Origin of the sequence: Plantibacter flavus (assembly GCF_051487245.1) — a bacterium.
GTDB classification, from domain to species: domain Bacteria; phylum Actinomycetota; class Actinomycetes; order Actinomycetales; family Microbacteriaceae; genus Plantibacter; species Plantibacter flavus_B.
This window is the reverse complement of the sequence record NZ_JAHVDH010000002.1, coordinates 1-20572: the sequence shown is the minus strand read 5'-3', so window position 1 is coordinate 20572 and position 20572 is coordinate 1. Positions and strand designations below refer to the sequence as shown.

Below are 20572 nucleotides of genomic sequence, written 5' to 3'. Positions count from 1 at the left end.
CTGTTCGGACTCGTTGCCTCGCTGGTCCACGCTGATCCTCCAGATGACCCGCGTGCGCGCCGCACGCATCCTCCCAGCGTAGGCCGCAGCATATGCCTCGGCACGGATGCACCGAGATTGCACGGGAACCTCCAATCAGGCACCGTGCTCCTCGAAGACGAGCGGTGGAAACACCACGGCCCGGTCATCCGAGGATGACCGGGCCGTGACCTGCGCGACGCTGGCTAGACGGCGTCCGTCGACGGCGGCGTGGCCGTCTTCGCCCGCTTCGCCGCGGCAGCGCTGTTGTCCTTCATGGCCTGCTGGAGGTTCTCGCCGAGCGCGCCACCGGCGACACCACCGAGCAGGGCGGACAGGTCGAGACCCGTGATGTCCTTGACGACCTTCGGCACCTCGCTGACGACCTGGCCCACCGTCTTCGTGACGGCGGACGCACCCTCGGTCGAGATGACCGTGAGGTTCGAGATGTTCCCGAGCGGCTCCGCGACGGCGCGCGTGATCTCAGGCAGTCGGGCGATGATCTCGGACGCGAGGCCGGCCTCACCGTACTTCTTCAGCGCTTCGGCCTTCGCGTCGGTCGCCTGGGCCTCTGCAAGACCCTCGGCGGCGACGGCTGCGGCCCGCGCCTCACCCTGCGCACGGATACCTTCGGCGAGCGCGATCTGCTTGTCGCGCTCTGCCGTACCGGCCAGACGCACCGACTCAGCGGCGGCCTGGGCGTCCTGCACCGCTGCGACCTTGTTCGCCTCTGCGATGGTCTTCCGCTTGAAGGCCTCCGCCTCGGTCGCGGCGTTCGCCGCGTCGCGGTCTGCCTGCGCCCGCTGGACGGTCGCGTACGCGTCGGCCTCCGCCGGCTTCCGGACCTCGATGTCGAGGCGTTCCTGCTCCACCTTCGCCTTCTCGGCAAGGGCCTCGCGCTCCTGCTCGGCGACGAGGCGATCCTGCTGCGCGGTCGCGAGCTGGCCGGAGGCATCGGCCTCGGCGTTCGCACGGTCTGTCTCGGCCTTGATGGTCGCCTGCTTGAGGCTCAGCGCCTTCTGGCGCTCGGCGACCTGCTCGGCGGCCTCGATGCGCGCGAACTCGGAGGCGCGAGCGGTCTCGGCCTCTTTGATCTCGGCGTTCTGTCGGGCGAGCGCGTTCTCAGCACGACCGAGGTCGGCGAGGTAGTTGGTGCCCGGCGTCGAGATGTCCGAGATGTTCAGGAGGTCGACCTGCAGACCCTGCTCGGCGAGGTCGGTCTTGGTCGCCTCGACCACGGCTTCGGAGAGCGCGTTGCGGTTGGAGATGATCTCCTTGATCGGCATGTTGCCGATGATCGAGCGCAGCGAGCCCTCGAGCGACTGCTGGATGATCTGGGTCAGCGATCCCTGCTGGGAGAGGAATCGCTGCGCAGCACGACGCACGCCCTCCGGGGTGCCGGAGACCTTGAAGTTGACGCTCGCCTGGATGGCGACCTTGATGAAGTTGGTGTCGACGCCCTCCACGACGATGCCGATCTGGCGCTGCTCGAGCGAGATCGGGAAGCCCTGCTGGAGGATGGGCCAGATGAAGACGCGGCCGCCGATGACGACGCGCTGCCCACCGTCGGGCTCCCCCGCTCGTGAGCCTGCGCCGCGGCCGACGATGACGAGCGCCTGGTTCGGCGGAACCCGCTTGATGCGTCCGGCGACGAACGCGACGATCGCGAGCGCGACGATGACGAGCGCGATCACCGCGATCACGGTGACATTAGTGGTGACGAAGTCCATAGGGCAGGTGCCTTCCCCTCGAGGGCGTGCTGGTGGATTGGTGGACTGAGCGCGCTACTCGGCGGCAGCCGGCGGCGCAGACGGGATGGAGGCCGGTTCGACCTTGACGCGTGACCCCTGGATCTCGACGACGCGGATGCGCGTGCCTGCCTCGATACGCTCGTCGGCGAACGCGAGCCGGGTTTCGATCTCATGCGGGCCGTCGAGGCTCACCTCACCGAACGAGCCGGAAACCGTCGAGCGGGCGACGCCGTACAGCCCGAGCGGCGAACTCGGCGTGCCGTCCTCGGATCGTTTGAAGCTTCGGATCATCAGTTGCACGCCGAGGAGCACGAGCACGCCGACGATCGCGGAGATGAGATAGGCGGACCATGGCGGCAGGCCGTTCGCGAGCACGATGGCTCCGACCGCGCCGAAGACGGTGAAGGCGCTCCCGAGTGCGGTGGCCGAGACGGCCCCGTCCAGGAAGTCGAAGATCTCACCGAAGACGAGCGAGATCAGGACGATCACGAGACCGACGGCGCCGACGATGATGAACAGGGTCATGCCCCAACCCTACTGAAGATGCCGCTCAGGCGACGGCGTCGAGGTGGTCGAGGAGCCAACCGGCTCCGCGGACCGTCGCGCCGAGCGCTTCGACCCGCTCGCGCAGACCGCGGTCCGAGGACACGACGACTACCGCGCCCGACAAGCCGCGGACGACGTCGACGATGGCGTCGTCGCCGCTCGCCGCAGCATCGACGACGCTCACGCCCGCGCGCAGTTCATGCCCGCTGCCGGCGACCGTCGCGTCGAGCCGGGTCCCCCGGGCCTGCCCTTCGACGACCGCGACGTACGCGGGCCACCACCGGTTGAAGTCCAGGTCGAGGGAGGAGGCGTCGAGACCGTCGTGGGCGAGCTGAGCGAGTCGGGTCGTGAAGGTCCTCGCGGCTCCAGCGCGGTCCTTCCACCAGCCGTTCGGGCGCGACCCGACGACGTTCGCGACGTCGACGACCACCGTGACGCTGCGCTCGAGCTGCGAACGGAGGCCCGGCCACGAGTCGGCGAAGCCCGGGTGCAGGGGCAGCTGCTCGACCTCGCCGAGCGGCACCCACTCGAGCGCGATGCTCTCCGGGTCCGAGACGACCGGCTCGAACGGTGCGACGGCCTCGGCGATGACGGTCGTGTACGACCAGAAGCCGAGGTCGAACACGGAGTCGAACCGGAGCTCGATCGCCTCGCCGGGCACCCCGGCCTCCTCGTTCGCCTCGCGGACGGCGCCGTCCACAGCACTCTCGCCCTCGTGTCGGGCACCGCCGGGGATGCCCCACGTGCCACCGAAGTGACTCCAACCAGCCCGATGCTGCAACAGCACGCCGCGCCTGGGGTCGTGCACCAGGAGTCCGGCCGCCCCGAAGCGGCCCCAGAACTTCCTGCCGTCACCTGATTCGACCCAGGCGTCTCCGGCATCCCGAACGTGGTGTTCGGGGGGATGCGGCTCGGTCATCCTCCAAGACTGTCACGGATCGCCACATGGTGAGCCGTTGATGACCGCGCATCTCGCCCGTCACCTGAAGAATATGTGATATATTTGACGTCCATATGCTCAGGCAGACGTCTCGCATGGCGTTCCCGACACCGTTCACCACCCCAAGGACCCCCAATGGACGCTCGACAACGCCGCACCCGCGCGCGGCTCGCCAACACGATCCTCACGCTCGCCGCCGAGCGCCCGACGACGGAGCTCTCCGTCTCGGAGATCTCGGCGCGCGCGGGGATCAATCGCTCCACGTTCTACCAGCACGCCGCAGCTCCCTGCGATCTCCTCGAATCGGTGCTGGCCGACGAGCTCACGGCTCTGAACGTCACCCACCTCTCCTCCGTGTCCGCGGAGGACGCCCCGGCAGCCATCGCTCGCGTCACCGTCGCGACGCTGCGTCACATCGAAGAGCACGCAGAGGTCTACCGCATCGGTCTCGGCGACGACGTCATCGGCGCAAGCCTCCAGCCGATGCTCAACCGGGTGTTGACGGCCACCATCCTCGAGATCTTCGACCGCGGCGCGATCGTGCTGCCGGAGCTCGATGTCCTCGACACCGCCGAACGCGACAGGTTCGTCCGCTCCGCAGCGAGTTTCGTGGCTGCCGGATCGGTCGCCGCCTTCCGCGTGTGGCTGGACAGTCCTGCACCGCGGGACATTCCCGCGTTCCTCGAGTTGGTGCCGATGCTGCTCCCCAGCTGGTGGCCGTTCGAGGTGCAGCACGACACGACCCTCGCGCCAGTCGGAGAAGGCTACCGCGTCGCATAGCAAGGCTGTACGGCGAAGGCCCGGTGCTCCTCTCATGAGGAGCACCGGGCCTTCGTCGTGCGTCGACGAGCGCTAGCGCTGACGCTTCTCGCGCACACGCATGTTCACGTTGATCGGGGTGCCTTCGAAGCCCCAGATCTCACGCAGACGGCGGATGACGTAGCGGCGGTAGCCGGGGTCGAGGAAGCCGGTGGTGAAGAGCACGAAGGTCGGCGGACGGCTCGCGGCCTGCGTACCGAACAGGATGCGCGGCTGCTTGCCACCGCGCAACGGGTGCGGATGTGCAGCCGTGAGCTCGGCGAGGAACGCGTTGAACTTGCCTGTCGGGATGCGCATGTCCCACGACTCGAGGGCGACCTCGAGTGCGGGCACGAGCCGCTCCAGGTGACGACCGGTGCGTGCGGAGATGTTGACCCGAGGTGCCCACGAGACGTGCGAGAGGTCCTGCTCGATCTCGCGCTCGAGGTACTTGCGGCGTTCGTCGTCGAGCTGGTCCCACTTGTTGAACGCCAGCACGAGTGCGCGCCCGCTCTCGAGGACGAGGTCGATGATGCGCACGTCCTGCTCGCTGATCACCTCGGTGACGTCGATGAGGACGACAGCCACCTCCGCCTTCTCCAGCGCGGTGCTCGTGCGAAGCGAGGCGTAGAAGTCGGCACCCTGCGAGAGGTGCACGCGGCGACGGATGCCAGCGGTGTCGACGAAACGCCAGATCTTGCCGCCGAGCTCGATCTGCTCGTCGACCGGGTCGCGGGTCGTACCGGCGAGGTCGTTGACGACGACGCGCTCCTCACCGGCGGTCTTGTTCAGCAGACTGGACTTGCCGACGTTCGGGCGGCCGAGGATCGCGACGCGGCGCGGCCCACCGAACTCGTCCTTCGCGACGGCCGAGACCTTCGGAAGCACCTTGAGGATGTTGTCGAGGAGGTCGGCGACACCGCGTCCGTGGATCGCGGAGACCGGGTGCGGTTCGCCGAGACCGAGGTTCCAGAGCGCTGCAGCCTCAGGCTCCTGGCGAGCGTCGTCGACCTTGTTCGCGACGAGGAAGACGGGACGTCCGGTCTTGCGGAGCAGACGTACGACCTGCTCGTCGGTGGCGGTCGCGCCGACCATGGCGTCGACGACGAACACGACGACGTCGGACAGGTCGATGGCGATCTCGGCCTGCGCGGCGACGGACGCGTCGATGCCCTTGGCGTCAGGCTCCCAGCCGCCCGTGTCGACGACGGTGAACCGGCGGTCGTTCCACTCGGCTTTGTAGTTGACGCGGTCGCGCGTGACACCGGGGGTGTCCTCGACGACGGCCTCGCGGCGTCCGAGGATCCGGTTCACGAGCGCGGACTTGCCCACGTTCGGTCGGCCGACGATCGCCACCACCGGCAGCGCCGGCAGGAAGCGGATCTCGTCGGGGTCTTCGGTGGCGCCGTCGAGGATGTCGAGGTCATCGCCCTCGAGGTCGTAGTCGGCCAGGCCGGAGCGCAGCGACGCGGCCCGCTGGGTCGCGAGCTCCTCGTCGAGGTCCAGGAGGCGGTCTGCGAGGTCGTCGGGGCCTCCGTCGAAGTGCTCGTCATCGTGAGCCATGGGAGTTCCTTGCTGTGAGGGATTCGGTGACGCGGACGACCGCGTCGACCGTCTCGTCGAAGTCGATGTGCGTGGAGTCGACCGTGGTCACTCCGTCCGCCGCGTTCATGAAGTCGACGACCCTGGAGTCCGCCCGATCACGCCGCTGCAGTTGTTCCGCGACGTCGCCGGCAGGGTGGCTCTCGAATTCCGCTGAACGCCTGGCCATTCTAGCCTCTTCAGAGGCCGTGAGCAGGATGCGAGCCTGAGCATCCGGTGCGACAACGGTGGTGATGTCCCGCCCCTCGACCACGATCCCGGCACGATCGACACCCGCGATGAGGGAGCGGAAGGTCCGGTTGATCCAGCTGCGCACCTCGGGCACGCGAGCGATGGCCGAGACGACGGCGGTCACCCGTGGTCCGCGGATCTCCTCAGTGACGTCATGGCCGTTGAGCGAGAAGGCCTGCACCTCGGGGTCGAGCGACACCGTGTACGCGGCGCCGAAGTCCTCGAGGGACGTCACGACGGCCGCTGCGTCCTCGGGGTCGACACCGGTTTCGAGCGTGTGCAGCGCGAGCGCGCGGTACCACGCGCCGGTGTCGAGGTAGCGGTAGCCGAGGCGCTTCGCGACGGCCTTGCTGACGCTCGACTTGCCGCTGCCCGCCGGGCCGTCGATCGCGACGACGACGGGTGCGTCGACGGCTTCGGTCTCGGTGCCGGAGCTCGTGGGGTCCTGGTGGGTCATGTGTGGTGTCTTCCTATACTTCTGCGATGCGCCAGCCGCGCGATTCGAGGTCGTCGATGGTCCGCTGCTTCACCTCGGGGAGGACCTGCACCTCCGCGAGACCGATGTTCGCGCCAGGAGAGTGCTCCAGGCGGAGGTCCTCGATGTTCACGCCGATCTCGCCGAGCTCGGTGAAGAGCGCACCGAGTTGGCCCGGACGGTCGTCGAGGAGCACGACGATGCTGGCGAACCGACGGTTCTGACCGTGTTTGCCCGGCAGTCGTGCGACACCCGTGTTGCCGGCGTGGATGGTGTCCGCGATGGTTCGACGGGCGCCGGGCGATTCCGGATCGCGGAGCGCTTCGGCGACTGCGGCGAGATCGGTCTGGAGCCGTTCGAGCACGGGCAGCACCTCGGCATGGTTCGCGCTGAGGATCTGCACCCAGAGTTCGGGTGCGCTCGAGGCGATGCGGACCGTGTCGCGGAGTCCCTGGCCGGCGAGTTGGATCGCGCCCTCCTCCGCCTCGCGGAGCTGCGCGGCCAGCAGGCTCGCGACCAGCTGCGGTGTGTGGGAGACGAGCGCGACGAAGCGATCGTGCTCCTCAGGCGTCATCTCCATGGGGATCGTGCCGAGGTCGAGTGCGAGCCCCTCCACCTGTGCGAGTGCCCAGGCGGGCGTCTCGGCGTCACGGCAGATCACCCAGGGGCGTCCGAGGAAGAGGTCCGCTCTGGCCGAGATCGCTCCCCCGCGCTCACGACCGGCGAGTGGATGCGAGCCGATGTAGCGGGTGAGGTCGACGCCACGCCCCAGCAGCACCCGGTACGGTTCGAGCTTCACGCTCGCCACGTCCGTCACGACGGCCTTCGGGAATCTGGCGAGTTCGACCTCGATGACGTCGGCGGTCACGTCGGGCGGCACGCACACGATGACGACGGCAGGATCATCGTCCGCCCCCGCAGCACGACCCGCACCGTAATCGACCGCGAGCCGCAGCTGGCTCGGCGACGCGTCGGCGAGGGTGACGTCGACACCCTTCGCCCCGAGCGCGAGCCCGATGCTCGCACCGAGCAGTCCGGCGCCGACGACGCGGACCGAGCCCTGCACGCGCGCCGGAGCGCCGATCAGATCGCTCATGCCTCTGACTCCGCGGCCTCCGCAGCGGTGCCGTCTGCCGCGCGTGCCTCGGGAGCGTGCTTCCGGGCGATGGTGAGGATCGCGCCGAGTTCGTCCTTGCTGAGTTCGCGCAGCTGCCCGGACCCGAGGGTCCCGAGGTGCAGCGGTCCGAATTGACGACGCACGAGGTCGACGACCGGGTGGCCGACGGCGTCGAGCATGCGCCGTACGATGCGGTTGCGCCCGGAATGCAGCGTCAGCTCGACGAGACTGTGGCCGTCCTCGGTACCGAGCAGGCGTGCCTTGTCGGCCGAGATCGGGCCGTCTTCGAGGTCGATCCCTGCCGTGAGCTTCGCGAGCACCTGGGGTGTCACACGGCCGGTGACCTTCGCGATGTAGGTCTTCTGCACGCCGAAGGACGGGTGCGCGAGCACGTGCGCGAGGTCGCCGTCGTTCGTGAGGATGAGCAGACCGCTCGTCTCGGCGTCGAGGCGCCCGACGTTGAAGAGGCGCTCCTCGTACTGGTCGGTGAATCGGCGCAGATCCGGACGACCGCGGTCGTCCTTCAACGAGCTGTAGATGCCGACGGGTTTGTTGAGCATCAGGTACCGCTTCGAGGCGTCGAGCTGGATGGCGCTGCCGTCCACCGACACGAGGTCGTGCTCGGGGTCGATCCTCGAGCCGAGCTCGGTGACGACCTCACCGTTCACCTCGACGCGGCCGTCCTCGATGAGCTGTTCCGAGACCCGTCTTGAGGCGACGCCGGCGTTCGCCAGCACCTTCTGCAAGCGGATGCCCTCTGATTCAGTGCTGGTCACTGTCGAATCCTTCCCGGCCGTCGTCGAGCAGCGGTGAGATCCGCGGCAGTTCGTCGATGGCGTTGATACCAAGTTGGGTGAGCAGGAGATCGGTGGTGCCGTAGTTGATGGCACCCGTCTCGCTGTCGGTGAACATCTCCGTGATGAGGCCTCGTCCGAGGAGCGTGCGCACCACGGAGTCGACGTTCACGGCGCGGATGGACGCGATCGCACCACGGCTGATCGGCTGCTTGTAGGCGATGACCGCGAGGGTCTCGAGGGCCGCCTGGGAGAGCTTGGTGGGGTTCTGCGTCACGACGTACTCGGTGATGAGCTCGTCGTAGTCCGCGCGCACGTAGAACCGCCAGCCGCCACCGACCTCGCGGAGCTCGAAGCCACGACGGACCCCTCCGCGCTCACCGTCGTAATCCGCGACGAGATCGGCGATCGCACGGCGGACCGCACCGACCGGCACGTGCACGGCAGCTGCCAGGTTGACGAGGCTCTGCGGTTCGTCGGCGACCATCAGGATCGCCTCGAGCGCGCGTGGCACGTCGGGCGCGGGAACCGGCGCAGGTTCCGCGGGCAACGTCGTCACCGGCTGCGGCGTCGGTGTCTCCGCTTCGCGCGGTGCTTCGACGGCTTCGAACGCGTCAGGCATCGTAATCGGCTCCCAGGTTGGCGAGGCTGTCATCGGTCCAGGTTTCGGCGGTCCAGCGCAGCGTCAGTTCTCCGAGCGGTTCGATCTGCTCGAACGACAGCGCCGCGTGGCGATACAGCTCGAGGACGGCGATGAATCGCGCGATGACCACACCTTTCAGCTCTGCACCGGCGATGAGTTCTCGGAAGGTGTGCGAGCCACCGCGGCGCAGGATCGCGACGACGTGAGCCGCCTGCTCACGGATGCTCACGAGCGGTGCGTGCAGGTGGTCGAGGCCGACGGTCGGCACCTCGCGCGGTGTGAAGGCGAGCGTCGCGAGCGCTGCGAAGTCCTGGGCGGTGAGCGTCCAGACGAGTTCCGGCGTCTGCTGCCGGTACTTCGTCTCGAGTCGCACGGTGCGCACGTGTCGTGACGCCTCCACGTCGAAGCGCCCGGCGAACCAGCTCGACGCCTGTTTGAACGCGCGGTACTGCAGCAGCCGGGCGAAGAGGAGGTCGCGCGCCTCGAGCAGCGCCACGTCCTCGGCGTCGACGAGCTCGCCCTGGGGCAGCAGCCCGGCGATCTTCAGATCGAGCAGGGTCGCCGCCACAACGAGGAACTCGCTCGCCTGGTCGAGTTCGTCCTCCGCCTCGAGCGTGCGCAAGTAGGCGATGAACTCGTCGGTCACCCGGCTGAGCGACACCTCGGTGATGTCGAGTTCGTGCTTGCCGATCAGCGACAGCAGGAGGTCGAACGGCCCTTCGAAGCCCTCGAACGAGACGCGGAAGGACGGGCTCGCAGCGGGTGCGTCTGACGTCACCTCGGTCGCGGCCACCCCGTCGCCCTGGGCCGCCGAGAGGACGGCCGTCGGCACTGGGGCGGGATCAGGCGATCGCGCCACGGGAGATGAGCTCTCTCGCGAGCTGGCGGTAGGCCTTCGCGGCGGCGTGCTCCGGAGCGAACTCCGTGATGGGCGTGCCTGCGACGCTGGCGTCGGGGAACTTCACCGTGCGACCGATGACCGTCTCCAGGACCTTCTCACCGAAGGCGTCGACGACGCGCTCGAGCACCTCTCGCGAGTGCAACGTCCGCGAGTCGTACATCGTCGCGAGGATGCCGTCGAGCTCGATCGCCGGGTTCAAGCGGTCGCGGACCTTGTCGATCGTCTCGATGAGGAGGGCGACACCGCGCAGCGCGAAGAACTCGCACTCCAGCGGGATGAGCACGCCGTGGCTCGCGGTCAACGCGTTGACGGTCAGCAGGCCGAGCGACGGCTGGCAGTCGATGAGGATGACGTCGTAGTCGTCGGACACTTTCCGGAGCACCCGGGCGAGGATCGTCTCCCGGGCGACCTCGTTCACGAGGTGCACCTCGGCGGCTGAGAGGTCGATGTTGGCGGGCAGCACGTCGAGGCCGTCGATCGCGGTGTGCTGGATGACCTCCGCCGGGTCCTTCACCGTGCCGAGCAGCAGGTCGTACACCGTGTTCGACTCGTGCGTCGAGATGCCGAGGCCGGCGGACAACGCGCCCTGCGGGTCGAAGTCGACGACGAGCACCCGGCGGCCGTACTCGGCGAGCGCAGCGGACAGACTGATGGTGGTCGTGGTCTTCCCGACGCCACCCTTCTGGTTGCAGAGCGAGATGATGCGCGCGGGGCCGTGCTGCGCCAGTTTCGGCGGGACCGCGAACTCGCGACGCGGACGGCCGGTCGGGCCGTTCGGGTTCAGTTCGGCGGCGGTCTTGCGCGCAGAATCCTGCACTGCGCTCGTGTGCTTCGTACCGGCCACCGGTGTTGCCTCGCTCCCGCTTGCTGTCGTTCGAGTGACGAGTCTACCGGCCCGCCGAGCCGTCCCGCGGTGCCGCTCCGCCAGCGCCCCATCTCGCCCGGGGATGCGCCTGCGTGTAGACGTCGCGGAGGTTGTCGACCGTCACGAGCGTGTACAGCTGCGTGGTCGCCACCGAGGAGTGACCGAGGAGTTCCTGCACCACACGAACGTCGGCGCCACCCTGCAGCAGATGGGTCGCGAACGAGTGCCGAAGGGTGTGCGGGGAGATGTGCGAGTCGAGCCCGGCACGCTCGGCAACGCGCTGCAGCACGAGCCAGGCGCTCTGCCGCGAGAGTCGCGCGCCCCGCTGCCCGAGGAACAGCGCCGGGGTCGACCGGCCAACACTCGAGTACGCGGGACGGACACGGACGAGGTAGCGGTCGACGGCATCGCGGGCGAAACTGCCGAGCGGCACGATCCGCTGTTTGCCGCCTTTGCCGAGCAGCCGGACGATGTCGGTGTCGATCACGTCGTCGACGTTCAGACCGACCGCTTCGGAGACCCGTGCGCCCGTCGCGTACAGCAGTTCGAGGAACGCCTTGTCACGGACGGCGAGCGGATCGTCGCCGTCCGTCGTCGCGAGCAGTGCCTGTACCTGCTCGATCGTGATCGCCTTCGGCAGCCGACTCGGCAGCTTCGGAGGGCGCACCTCGCGGGCGACGTCGACGTCGACCAGCTGTTCGTCGAGCAGGAACCGGTGGAGACCTCTGATCGAGGACTGCACGCGTGCGAGGGACGACGCCTGCAACGGCCGCCCCTCGGGCGTGCGCAGAGCGGTCGTGAAGGCCGCGATGTGCGCCGGGGTGATGTCGGCGGGCTCGGAGACGTCGCGTTCGGCGAGCCAGGCGAGATAGGACTCGAGGTCACGCCGATAGGCGGACTGCGTGTTCGCCGACAGGCCGCGCTCGATCGCGATGTGCCGCAGGTAGTTCGCGACCGCGCGATCGAGCGCCACGGCTCAGGCTCCGGCTCGACCGATCGTCGAGGCACCGCTGTCGCGGAGCGTCGACCAGCCGCGGTCGCGCGCTGCAGCGGCCACGAGCACACCGAGCATCAGGATCGAGTTGTGCAGTCGGCCGTCGAGCACCGCCGCCACGGCGTCGTCGAGCGACACCCAGGCCACCTTGATGTCCGCTTCCTCCTCGGTGCGGTCGAACGCCTGGGCGGTCGCCGTGAGGTCTCGGGCCAGGTAGATGCGGATCGACTCGTTGCTCCCACCGGGCGTCGTGTAGAACTCCGTCAGCAGCTGGAGGGAGCCGGCGACGAGGTCCGCCTCCTCCTCCAGCTCACGACCGGCGGCGACCGCAGGGTCCTCCCCCGCGATGTCGAGCAGGCCAGCGGGCAGCTCCCAGTCGCGTTCGCGGATCGGGTGGCGATACTGCTGGATGAGCAGCACCCGCTCCTCGGCGTCGAGTGCCAGCACCGCGACGGCGCCTGTGTGGTCGACGAACTCGCGGACGACCTCACCGTCACCGTAGGTGAAGGCCTCCCGGCGGATGTCCCAGACCTTGCCCTCGAAGACGCGCTCCGAGGAGACCACCTCGACGGCGTGGGTCTCGTCGTGCAACGGCTCAGCCATTCGCGACGTCGAACAGACGGCTCGCCTGCTGGCGCTCGAGCGACGCGCCGACGAGGCCGGCGAACAGTGGGTGCGCGTGGTTCGGGCGCGACCGGAGTTCGGGGTGGGCCTGCGTCGCCACGTAGAACGGGTGCACCTCGCGGGGCAGCTCCACGTACTCGACGAGGTTACCGTCGGGCGAGAGGCCGGAGAACTGCAGGCCCGCGTCGGCGATCCGCTGACGGTAGGTGTTGTTCACCTCGTAGCGGTGACGGTGACGTTCGGAGACTTCGTTCGCACCGTACAGTTCGGCGACGATCGAGCCCTCATCGAGCTTCGCCGCGTACAGACCGAGGCGCATCGTGCCACCGAGGTCGCCACCGGCGATGATCTCGACCTGTTCCGCCATCGTGGCGATGACGGGGAACTCGGTGTCCGGGTCGAACTCGGACGAGCTCGCGCCCTCGAGACCCGCCATGTTGCGGGCGTACTCGATGACCATGCACTGCAGGCCGAGGCACAGGCCGAGGACGGGGATGCCGTTCTCACGCGCGAACTTCAGTGCGCCCAGCTTGCCCTCGATGCCGCGGATGCCGAAACCGCCCGGCACGCAGATGCCGTCGACCTCGGACAGGGCCTTCGCAGCGCCATCGACCGTCTCGCACTCGTCTGACGGGATCCAGCGGATGCTGACCTTGGTCTCGTTGGCGAAGCCACCGGCCTTGAGAGCCTCGGTGACGGACAGGTAGGCGTCGGGCAGGTCGATGTACTTGCCGACGAGACCGATCGTGACCTCGTGCTTCGGTGCGTGGACGGCCTGCAGCAGGTCTGCCCAGCCACTCCAGTCGACGTCGTGGGCGGTCAGTCCGAGGCGGTCGACGATGTACGCGTCGAGGCCCTGGTCGTTCAGCATGGTCGGGATGTCGTAGATGCTCGGCACGTCGATGGCGTTCACCACGGCGTCCTCGTCCACGTCGCACATGAGGGCGATCTTGCGCTTGTTGCTCTCGGTGACGGGACGGTCGCTGCGGAGCACGAGGGCGTCGGGCTGGATGCCGATCGACCGGAGCGCAGCGACGGAGTGCTGCGTCGGCTTCGTCTTCTGCTCACCGGAGGCGCCCATGTACGGCACGAGCGACACGTGCACGAAGAACACGTTCGTGCGGCCGAGCTCGTGCCGGATCTGACGAGCGGACTCGATGAACGGCTGCGACTCGATGTCGCCGACGGTGCCACCGATCTCGGTGATGATGACGTCGGGACGCGGGGTCTCCGTCGCCTGGAGGCGCATGCGGCGCTTGATCTCGTCGGTGATGTGCGGGATGACCTGCACCGTGTCGCCGAGGTACTCGCCACGCCGCTCCTTCGCGATGACGGTCGAGTAGATCTGACCGGTCGTCACGTTCGCGGCCTGGCTCAACTCGATGTCGAGGAAACGTTCGTAGTGGCCGATGTCGAGGTCGGTCTCAGCGCCGTCGTCGGTCACGAAGACCTCACCGTGCTGGAACGGGTTCATCGTGCCGGGGTCGACGTTGAGGTAGGGGTCGAGCTTCTGCATGACCACACGGAGGCCGCGTGCCGTCAGCAGATTGCCGAGGCTGGCGGCGGTGAGGCCCTTGCCCAACGAAGAAACGACACCACCTGTCACAAAGATGTGCTTGGTCGTGCCGTTGGAGCCCGAGACGATGTCGTCGGTCAGAGAGTTCAGCTTGCCCGCTTCAGAAGTATTCACCACGGGCTTTTATCCTACCATCCAGATCGGGGTTGTGTCTCCCGCCGTCGACGGGCTCATGCGCCAGCCATCGCCAGAAGCTCACGGGCATGGGCGAGTCCGCTGTCGGATTCGGCCAGACCGGACAACAGCCGAGCCATCTCCGCCTCGCGGTCGGCACCGACGAGCTGGCGGACGCTCGAGGCGGTGACCGAGCCGTCGCCACCCTTCACCACGCTCAGGTGGTTGTTCGCGAACGCGGCGACCTGGGCGAGGTGGGTGACCACGATCACCTGCGACCGCTCGGCGAGGGCCGCGAGACGACGACCGATCTCAATCGCCGCTGCGCCACCGACCCCCGCGTCGACCTCGTCGAAGACGAAGGTTGGCACGGGGTCAGCTCCCGCGATGACGACTTCGAGCGCGAGCATGACCCGCGACAGCTCGCCTCCGGAGGCACCCTTGCCGAGCGGCCTCGGGTCGGCACCGGCATGGGGGCGCAGGAGGAACACGATGCTGTCGCGGCCGTGGACGGTGAGGTCATCGCGTTCCGTCACCTCGACGACGAGTTCCGCCTCGGCCATCGCGAGCGACCGCAGCTCCGCGCTGGCGTCGGCGCTCAGGCGCGCAGCGGCCTCACCGCGGACGACGCTCAGCGCTGAGGCTGCGGCGTCCACCTCGGCGGCGACCCGTTCGACGTCGACTTCGAGCTGGGTGATGCGGTCGGAGTCGCCGTCGAGTTCCAACAGCCGTGAGCTGCCCGTCTCCAGCAGGCGCAGGACGTCGTCGCCCGTGGGCCCGTACTTGCGGGCAAGCGTCGCGAGCAACGCCCGGCGCTCCTGCACGACCTCGAGTTCGCGGGCGCCGTCCTCGTCGAGGCCGGCGAGGTAACTCGACAACTCGGCGGCGATCTCCGCAGCGAGATAGCTGGCGTTCGCCACGCTCGCCGCGATCGTGCCGAGGGCCGGATCGTGGATCGCAGCCCGGTCGAGCTGACGCCTGGCCCCTTCGAGCAGCCCGACGACGTCGCTCTCCTCACCGGCCTCGGCGGAGACGAGTTCGCGCGCACCGGCAGCCGACAGCCGGAGCTCCTCGAGGTTCGTGAGCCGGTCGGAGCGCTCGGCGAGTTCCTCGTCCTCCCCAGGCTGCGGATCGGCCTGCTCGATCTCAGCGAGAGCGGCACGCAACTGCTCGGCTTCGAGCAGGCGCGTGTCGCGTTCGTTCGTGAGGGTGTCGAGCTCCGTGCGCAGCTCGAGGAGACGCTCGTACCCCCGCTGATATGTGGCCAGTGCCTGCTGCAGCGGTTCGCCAGCGAACCGGTCCAGGGCGTCGCGCTGCGCGGGGGCCGCACGGAGGCGGATCTGATCCGATTGTCCGTGCACGACGACGAGTTGTTCACCCAATTCGCTGAGGATGCCGACGGGCGCTGTGCGGCCGCCCACGATCGCGCGTCCCCTGCCTTCGGCGGTCACGATGCGTCCGAGCAGCAGTTCGGCGTCGTGCCCTGCCGCGTCGAGGTCTCCCCCGGCCTCGCGCACCCGTTCGGCCACCGGGCCGTCGTTCGGGACGATCCATCGACCCTGCACGCTCGTCTGCTTCTGGCCGGCTCGGACCACCCCGCTGTCCGAACGTTGCCCGAGCAGCAGACCGAGTGCGGTCACGACCATCGTCTTCCCCGCGCCCGTCTCCCCCGTCACCGCGGTGAAACCGGGGCCGAGCGGCAGGGTTCCCTCGGCGATGACACCGAGGTCGCGGATCTCGATCTCTTCGATCATGCGGTGCTCTCCTGGTCGTCGAACCCGGTAGCCCGCGACGACGCGGACACGTTGATCGCGCCGGTCAGCGGCTCCTCGCGGCCGACGGGGCCACGCCAGCCGCTCACGGGCAGTTGGAACTTGTTGACGAGCCGGTCGGTGAAGGTGCTCTCGTGCAGTCTCGCAAGCCGCACGGGCACCGACGACCGACGCACGACCACCCGGGAGCCCGGCTGGAGGTCTTGGGCCCGACGCCCGTCGCACCACAGGACCCCGACACCGTCGGTGCGTTCGAGCACCTCAACAGCGAGAGAGGACTCCGGCCCGACGACGAGCGGCTTGGCGAACAGTGCGTGCGCGCTGAGCGGCACCAGGGTGATCGCCTCGACCGACGGCCAGACGACCGGGCCTCCAGCGGAGAAGTTGTACGCGGTGGATCCCGTCGGGGTGGAGATGACCACACCGTCACAGCCGAAGGAGGAGAGCGGACGCTGGTCGACCTCGATGACGACCTCGAGCATCCGCTCGCGGCTGCCCTTCTCGACGGTCGCCTCGTTGAGCGCCCACGTCTCGTAGACGACCTCGGCCCCCACCTTGACGCGCACCGACAGCGTCATGCGCTCCTCGACGAAGTAGTCGCGGCGCACGACGCGCTCGACCGTCTCGGTGAGGTCATCGCGCTCGCTCTCCGCCAGGAATCCGATGTGCCCGAGGTTCACACCGAGCAGCGGTGCGGAGGATCCGCGGGTCACTTCGGCGGCGCGCAGGATGGTGCCGTCGCCGCCGACGACGATGGTCAGTTCGATGTCGCCGAGCTCGACATCCTCGTCGAGCACGGAGACGACCTCGAGGCCCGGGTCGACGACGAGCAGGTCGGAGCGCTCGAGCGCGCTGAGGACGGGTCGGACACCGTGCTCCAGGAGCAGGCGACACACGAGGACCGCTGCGTCGCGGGAGTCGTCGCGACCAGTGTGCGCGACGACGAGGATGTTCCTCGGCGCAAGGTCGGGATCGGTCGAAGGTGCCATCCGGTTACGCTCCAGCCATCGAGGTGATCTGTTGCATCCATTCTGTCGGAATGGTGCCGTGCGCGGCCGATATCCACACCACGTACTCGTGGTTGCCGTGGGTGCCGACGATGGGAGATGGGATGAGTCCTGCGGTGCCGAGCCCCAGATCCCACGCAGCCCACAGCACCGCGTTGATCGCGTCGGCGCGGAGGGCGGCGTTCTTGACGACGCCCTCCTTCACGCCGCCGCGCCCCACTTCGAACTGCGGCTTGATCAGCAGGACGAATTCGGCTCCCTCCGCCGCGGTCGCCACGAGTGCCGTCAGGACATGGGTGAGGGAGATGAACGAGAGGTCCCCGACGACGACGGAGGGGCGTTCGTCGATGCCGGTGAGCGTTGCGAGCTGCGCTGCCGTGAGCGAGCGGACGTTGCAGCCTTCGACGACCGACACCCGTCTGTCGTCGCGCAGCTGCGCGACGAGTTGATCGTGTCCGACATCGAGGGCGATCACCTGGCGGGCACCGCGCTCGAGGAGGACCTGCGTGAATCCGCCGGTGGACGCCCCGGCGTCGAGGACGAGCGCTCCCGTGATGTCGACCGGGAACGCGTCGAGCGCCGCGATGAGCTTGTGAGCGGCGCGGCTGACGTAGTGGTCGGCTCCTGCGACGACCAGGCGTGAACGCTCGGCGACCTTGAGCGCCGGCTTGACAACCGCTGTGCCGTCGACGGTGACGAGTCCGTCGGCGATCAGCTGGGCGGCGTGCGTGCGTGACCTCGCAAGGCCCCGTGCGGCCAGCGCTGCATCGAGACGCATGGGGCCGGTCGGGATCGGGTCGGACTGAACGGGGTCGGAGTGCTGGGTTCGGTTCTCCATGCGTTACGCCGAGGTCCTCGGCGAGTCGCTCCCCTCGAGGGTGGCGCGCAGTTCTTCGACGATTCCGGCGTACGCCGCAGCCCGCTGCTCGAGCGGCTGTTCGTCGATCACGCGGACGCGCGACACCAGGCCGTCGGCTGGGTACTCCTGCTCGTTCGTCACCCGCCCAGCCTACCGGCCACCACCGACGGATTCGGGAGGGAGCGCTGAGGGCGAACACCGTTCCCGATGCCCGCCCTCGACGTCATGATGAGCCCGATCACTCCGCGTACAGGTGCTCCGGCACGTTGAGCCCGTAGATCGCACGGCCCGAAGCCCAGATCGCAGCGCAGGCGGCCCGCAGGAGGTCGATCTTCGACTCCCCTTCGGCTTCGACGACGACATCGTTGCCGCGGATGCGGACGGTCGCGCCACCGACGCTGGCCGCCTTGCCGTCGCGGGACATCGTGGTCGCCGGGTAGGGCTCGTGCAACTGGCGGAGGTCTTCGAGGATGAACGTCGGGCGAGAGTGCTGGTCGGCGGCGAGCACGTGCTTGGCGCGGTCGATGCCGGTGAGCACCAGAGCGGACGCGATGCCCGCCCGGTTTGCGCCGAGGATGTCGGTGTCGAGGCGATCGCCGATGAACAGTGGGTTGGTCGCGGAGAACCGGACCTTGGCTTCGTCGAAGATCGGCACTTCCGGCTTGCCCGCGACAGTCGCGAGACGACCGACGGCGGTGTGCACGGCGGAGACCAGAGTGCCGTTGCCCGGAGCGATCCCTCGCGCCTGGGGAATGGTCCAGTCGGTGTTGGTCGCCACCCACGGCAGTTCGGTTCCGTCGGCGGTCGGAGCCTGCAGCGCGAACGCCGCTTCGGCGAGCTGTGACCAGCCGACCTCCGGGGCGAAGCCCTGGATGACGGCAGCCGGGGACTCCTCGGCGGAACGGGTGACGACGAACCCGCCCTTCTCCACCTCGTCGACAAGCCCGGCGCCACCGACCACGAGGATCGTGGAGCCGGGTGGAACCAGTCCGGCGAGCAACCGAACGGCCGCCTGCGGGCTCGTGACGACCTCAGCGGGTGCGACCCGCAGACCGAGATCGGTCAGGTGCTGAGCCACGGAGGCGTCGGTACGGGACGCGTTGTTGGTGATGTACCCCACCCGGATCCGCTCGGCGGCGAGGTTCAACGACTCCACCGCATGCGCGATGGGGTTGGGGCCGGCGTAGACCACGCCGTCGAGGTCGGCGAGGACGACGTCGACACCCTCCAGCGGCGTCACTGGCTTAGGCCTTCTCGTCAGCAGCGGACTCATCCGCGGCGTCCTCTCCGGAGGCGCTTTCAGGTTCCTGTTCAGCGGCAGCGTCGGGTTCTCCGGCGGCCGCCGCGGAGGAATCGTCAGTCGAGGGTGCATCGTGTGAGGACTCGTCCTCCGACGGCTCGAACTCCAACAGTTCTTCGACGACGACCATGGTCTCGCCCTCGTCGTCGGCCGCGGACTGTTCGAGCGCCTCTGCGGCGATCGTCGCGCGATCATGCCAGATGGCCGCCTCATCCTCACGCCCGAGGATGTCGAGCGTCTCCGCGTAGGCGTCGAAGAGCGCGGGGCTCCACGAGAACGCCCGCTTCGGGTCGAGCTGGGGGATCTCGAGCTCGGCGAGGGCGTCCTCGTTCTGCCCGAGGTCGAGTCGGGCTCCGGACATCGCGATGGCGAGCGCCACCCGGACCGAGACGTCGAGTGTCGAGCGGTCCACGGAACGTCCCAGCTCGAGAGCACGCTCCGGACGGCCGACACCACGTTCGCTGTCCACCATCAGCGGAAGCTGGTCGTCCTTCCCGGAGATGCGACGGTAGGTGCGGAGCTCGCGGAGCGCCAGTGCGTAGTCGCCGGTCTCGTAGGCCGTGATCGCCAACGTCTCGCGCACCATCGCGATCCGGCCGGCACGACGCGCAGCCGACATCGCGTGCAGATGAGCGAGCGCAGGATCCGTGCCGATGAGGCGTGCAGCCATGGCGAGGTGCTGGGCGACGCCGTCGGCGTTCTCCTTGCTGAGCGTCTTCAGCTCGTTCCGAGCGCCCTTGTCGAGGTCCTGCGGCGTGACGTCCGCGGGGATCTCCGGGTCGTCGTGCCGTGGCCGGATCGACTTGAGCTCGAACGCGATCCGTTCCTCTTCAGTGAGCTCACGCTCACGGCGGAACGCATCGCGGTCGCCACGGGCGGGCGCGCCGTCGCGAGTCCACAACTCACGGCCACCCTCGCGTCCGCGGTCGGGACGACCACCGCGATCGGAGCTGTGCCCACGGTCGGTGCGGTTCCCACGATCCGGACGATCTCCGGCAGGACGGTCCTTGTTCCGCGCCGGGCGATCACCCGAACGCTGCGGACGATCTCCGGCAGGACGGTCCTTGTTCCACGCCGGGCGGTCACCCGAACGCTGCGGACGATCCCCAGCAGGACGGTCCTTGTTCCACGCCGGGCGGTCACCCGAACGCTGCGGAGAATCCCCGGCAGGACGGTCCGTCCGCGGACGGTCGCTTCGAGGGTTGTCGCTCCACGACTTCCGCTCTGGAGCACGATCGCCGCGCGAGCGATCACCGGATGCACGATCGTGGTTCGGTCGGTCGCGGTTCGGCCGAGCACCGCCCCGAGAATCCCCGGAGGAACGTGGTGCAGAGCGCGGAGGACGTCGGTCGCCCCGTTCGGGCTTGTCTTCTGACTGATCGCTCACAATGCTCTCCACGTACTCATCACGTCGTCGAACGACGTCTACCGGCTGTTGAATTCTGTCGTCCACGGTACTCCTGGACGAGCGAACCTGCTCACCACAGGCTCGAAAAATGTGACTTAACGCAAAATGGCCACCCAAGAACCTTGGGTGGCCATTTCAACGAAGAAGTCCGGCGGTGTCCTACTCTCCCACAGGGTCCCCCCTGCAGTACCATCGGCGCAAAGAGTCTTAGCTTCCGGGTTCGGAATGTAACCGGGC

20 protein-coding genes and 1 rRNA gene are annotated in these 20572 nt (G+C 68.5%); 1 reads left to right on the top strand and 20 read right to left on the bottom strand.

What is annotated here, in order from left to right; all coding sequences use genetic code 11:
• Window positions 1-224: 224 nt before the first annotated feature.
• The 3 genes from KXS11_RS03930 to KXS11_RS03920 are packed head-to-tail and all read right to left on the bottom strand — an operon-like array spanning window position 225 to window position 3234.
• Window positions 225-1748, bottom strand: a complete 1524-nt coding sequence (locus KXS11_RS03930; RefSeq protein ID WP_437384154.1) for a flotillin family protein — start codon at window positions 1746-1748, stop codon at window positions 225-227.
• Window positions 1749-1802: 54 nt separating this feature from the next.
• Window positions 1803-2294 carry an NfeD family protein gene (locus tag KXS11_RS03925; protein ID WP_437384153.1) on the bottom strand — a complete coding sequence of 164 codons (492 nt, stop codon included), beginning with the start codon at window positions 2292-2294 and terminating at the stop codon, window positions 1803-1805.
• A 25-nt stretch (window positions 2295-2319) separates the two neighbouring features.
• The gene (locus KXS11_RS03920; RefSeq protein ID WP_437384152.1) at window positions 2320-3234 is read right to left on the bottom strand and encodes an NUDIX domain-containing protein; all 915 of its coding nucleotides are present in this window, start codon (window positions 3232-3234) and stop codon (window positions 2320-2322) included.
• Between the two features lie 156 nt (window positions 3235-3390).
• Here KXS11_RS03920 and KXS11_RS03915 point away from each other — a divergent pair, with 156 nt between their 5' ends.
• Window positions 3391-4035: a TetR/AcrR family transcriptional regulator gene (locus tag KXS11_RS03915; RefSeq protein WP_437384151.1), complete on the top strand. Its 645-nt coding sequence runs from the start codon at window positions 3391-3393 to the stop codon at window positions 4033-4035.
• A 72-nt stretch (window positions 4036-4107) separates the two neighbouring features.
• Here the strand turns inward: KXS11_RS03915 and der are convergent, their stop codons facing one another.
• The 17 genes from der to rrf form a co-directional block, all read right to left on the bottom strand.
• Complete coding sequence (gene der / locus KXS11_RS03910; protein ID WP_437384150.1) at window positions 4108-5616, bottom strand: ribosome biogenesis GTPase Der; 1509 nt, start codon at window positions 5614-5616, stop codon at window positions 4108-4110.
• The gene (gene cmk, locus KXS11_RS03905) at window positions 5603-6343 is read right to left on the bottom strand and encodes a (d)CMP kinase (protein WP_437384149.1); all 741 of its coding nucleotides are present in this window, start codon (window positions 6341-6343) and stop codon (window positions 5603-5605) included. The genes der and cmk overlap by 14 nt, the downstream gene beginning before the upstream one ends.
• Before the next feature lie 13 nt (window positions 6344-6356).
• A complete protein-coding gene (locus tag KXS11_RS03900) occupies window positions 6357-7457 on the bottom strand; it encodes a prephenate dehydrogenase (RefSeq protein WP_437384148.1) in 1101 nt (366 codons plus the stop codon).
• Window positions 7454-8254, bottom strand: a complete 801-nt coding sequence (locus tag KXS11_RS03895) for a pseudouridine synthase (RefSeq protein WP_437384147.1) — start codon at window positions 8252-8254, stop codon at window positions 7454-7456. The genes KXS11_RS03900 and KXS11_RS03895 overlap by 4 nt, the downstream gene beginning before the upstream one ends.
• The gene (gene scpB / locus KXS11_RS03890; RefSeq protein WP_437384146.1) at window positions 8241-8894 is read right to left on the bottom strand and encodes an SMC-Scp complex subunit ScpB; all 654 of its coding nucleotides are present in this window, start codon (window positions 8892-8894) and stop codon (window positions 8241-8243) included. Before scpB ends, KXS11_RS03895 begins: the two co-directional genes overlap by 14 nt.
• A complete protein-coding gene (locus KXS11_RS03885; protein WP_437384145.1) occupies window positions 8887-9747 on the bottom strand; it encodes a segregation and condensation protein A in 861 nt (286 codons plus the stop codon). Before KXS11_RS03885 ends, scpB begins: the two co-directional genes overlap by 8 nt.
• A gap of 10 nt (window positions 9748-9757) precedes the next feature.
• The gene (locus tag KXS11_RS03880) at window positions 9758-10633 is read right to left on the bottom strand and encodes a ParA family protein (RefSeq protein WP_437384857.1); all 876 of its coding nucleotides are present in this window, start codon (window positions 10631-10633) and stop codon (window positions 9758-9760) included.
• 70 nt (window positions 10634-10703) lie between these two features.
• Window positions 10704-11654, bottom strand: coding sequence for a site-specific tyrosine recombinase XerD (gene xerD, locus KXS11_RS03875; protein ID WP_437384144.1), 951 nt, complete (start codon window positions 11652-11654; stop codon window positions 10704-10706).
• Window positions 11655-11657: 3 nt separating this feature from the next.
• On the bottom strand, window positions 11658-12278 hold the full coding sequence (locus KXS11_RS03870; RefSeq protein ID WP_437384143.1) for an NUDIX domain-containing protein: 621 nt from the start codon (window positions 12276-12278) through the stop codon (window positions 11658-11660).
• Window positions 12271-13965 (bottom strand): CTP synthase, encoded by a 1695-nt coding sequence (locus KXS11_RS03865; protein WP_437384856.1) that lies wholly within the window; start codon window positions 13963-13965, stop codon window positions 12271-12273. Before KXS11_RS03865 ends, KXS11_RS03870 begins: the two co-directional genes overlap by 8 nt.
• A gap of 80 nt (window positions 13966-14045) precedes the next feature.
• Window positions 14046-15743: a DNA repair protein RecN gene (gene recN, locus KXS11_RS03860; protein WP_437384142.1), complete on the bottom strand. Its 1698-nt coding sequence runs from the start codon at window positions 15741-15743 to the stop codon at window positions 14046-14048.
• Window positions 15740-16750: an NAD kinase gene (locus tag KXS11_RS03855; protein WP_437384141.1), complete on the bottom strand. Its 1011-nt coding sequence runs from the start codon at window positions 16748-16750 to the stop codon at window positions 15740-15742. Before KXS11_RS03855 ends, recN begins: the two co-directional genes overlap by 4 nt.
• 4 nt (window positions 16751-16754) lie before the next feature.
• Entirely contained in the window at window positions 16755-17546 is a 792-nt protein-coding gene (locus tag KXS11_RS03850) for a TlyA family RNA methyltransferase (RefSeq protein ID WP_437384855.1), read from the bottom strand.
• 63 nt (window positions 17547-17609) lie between these two features.
• Window positions 17610-17768: a hypothetical protein gene (locus KXS11_RS03845; RefSeq protein WP_437384140.1), complete on the bottom strand. Its 159-nt coding sequence runs from the start codon at window positions 17766-17768 to the stop codon at window positions 17610-17612.
• A 97-nt stretch (window positions 17769-17865) separates the two neighbouring features.
• Window positions 17866-18900 (bottom strand): HAD-IIA family hydrolase, encoded by a 1035-nt coding sequence (locus tag KXS11_RS03840; protein ID WP_437384139.1) that lies wholly within the window; start codon window positions 18898-18900, stop codon window positions 17866-17868.
• Window positions 18872-19828 carry a hypothetical protein gene (locus KXS11_RS03835; RefSeq protein WP_437384138.1) on the bottom strand — a complete coding sequence of 319 codons (957 nt, stop codon included), beginning with the start codon at window positions 19826-19828 and terminating at the stop codon, window positions 18872-18874. Before KXS11_RS03835 ends, KXS11_RS03840 begins: the two co-directional genes overlap by 29 nt.
• Before the next feature lie 653 nt (window positions 19829-20481).
• A 5S ribosomal RNA gene (gene rrf / locus KXS11_RS03830) occupies window positions 20482-20572 on the bottom strand; the annotation flags it as partial.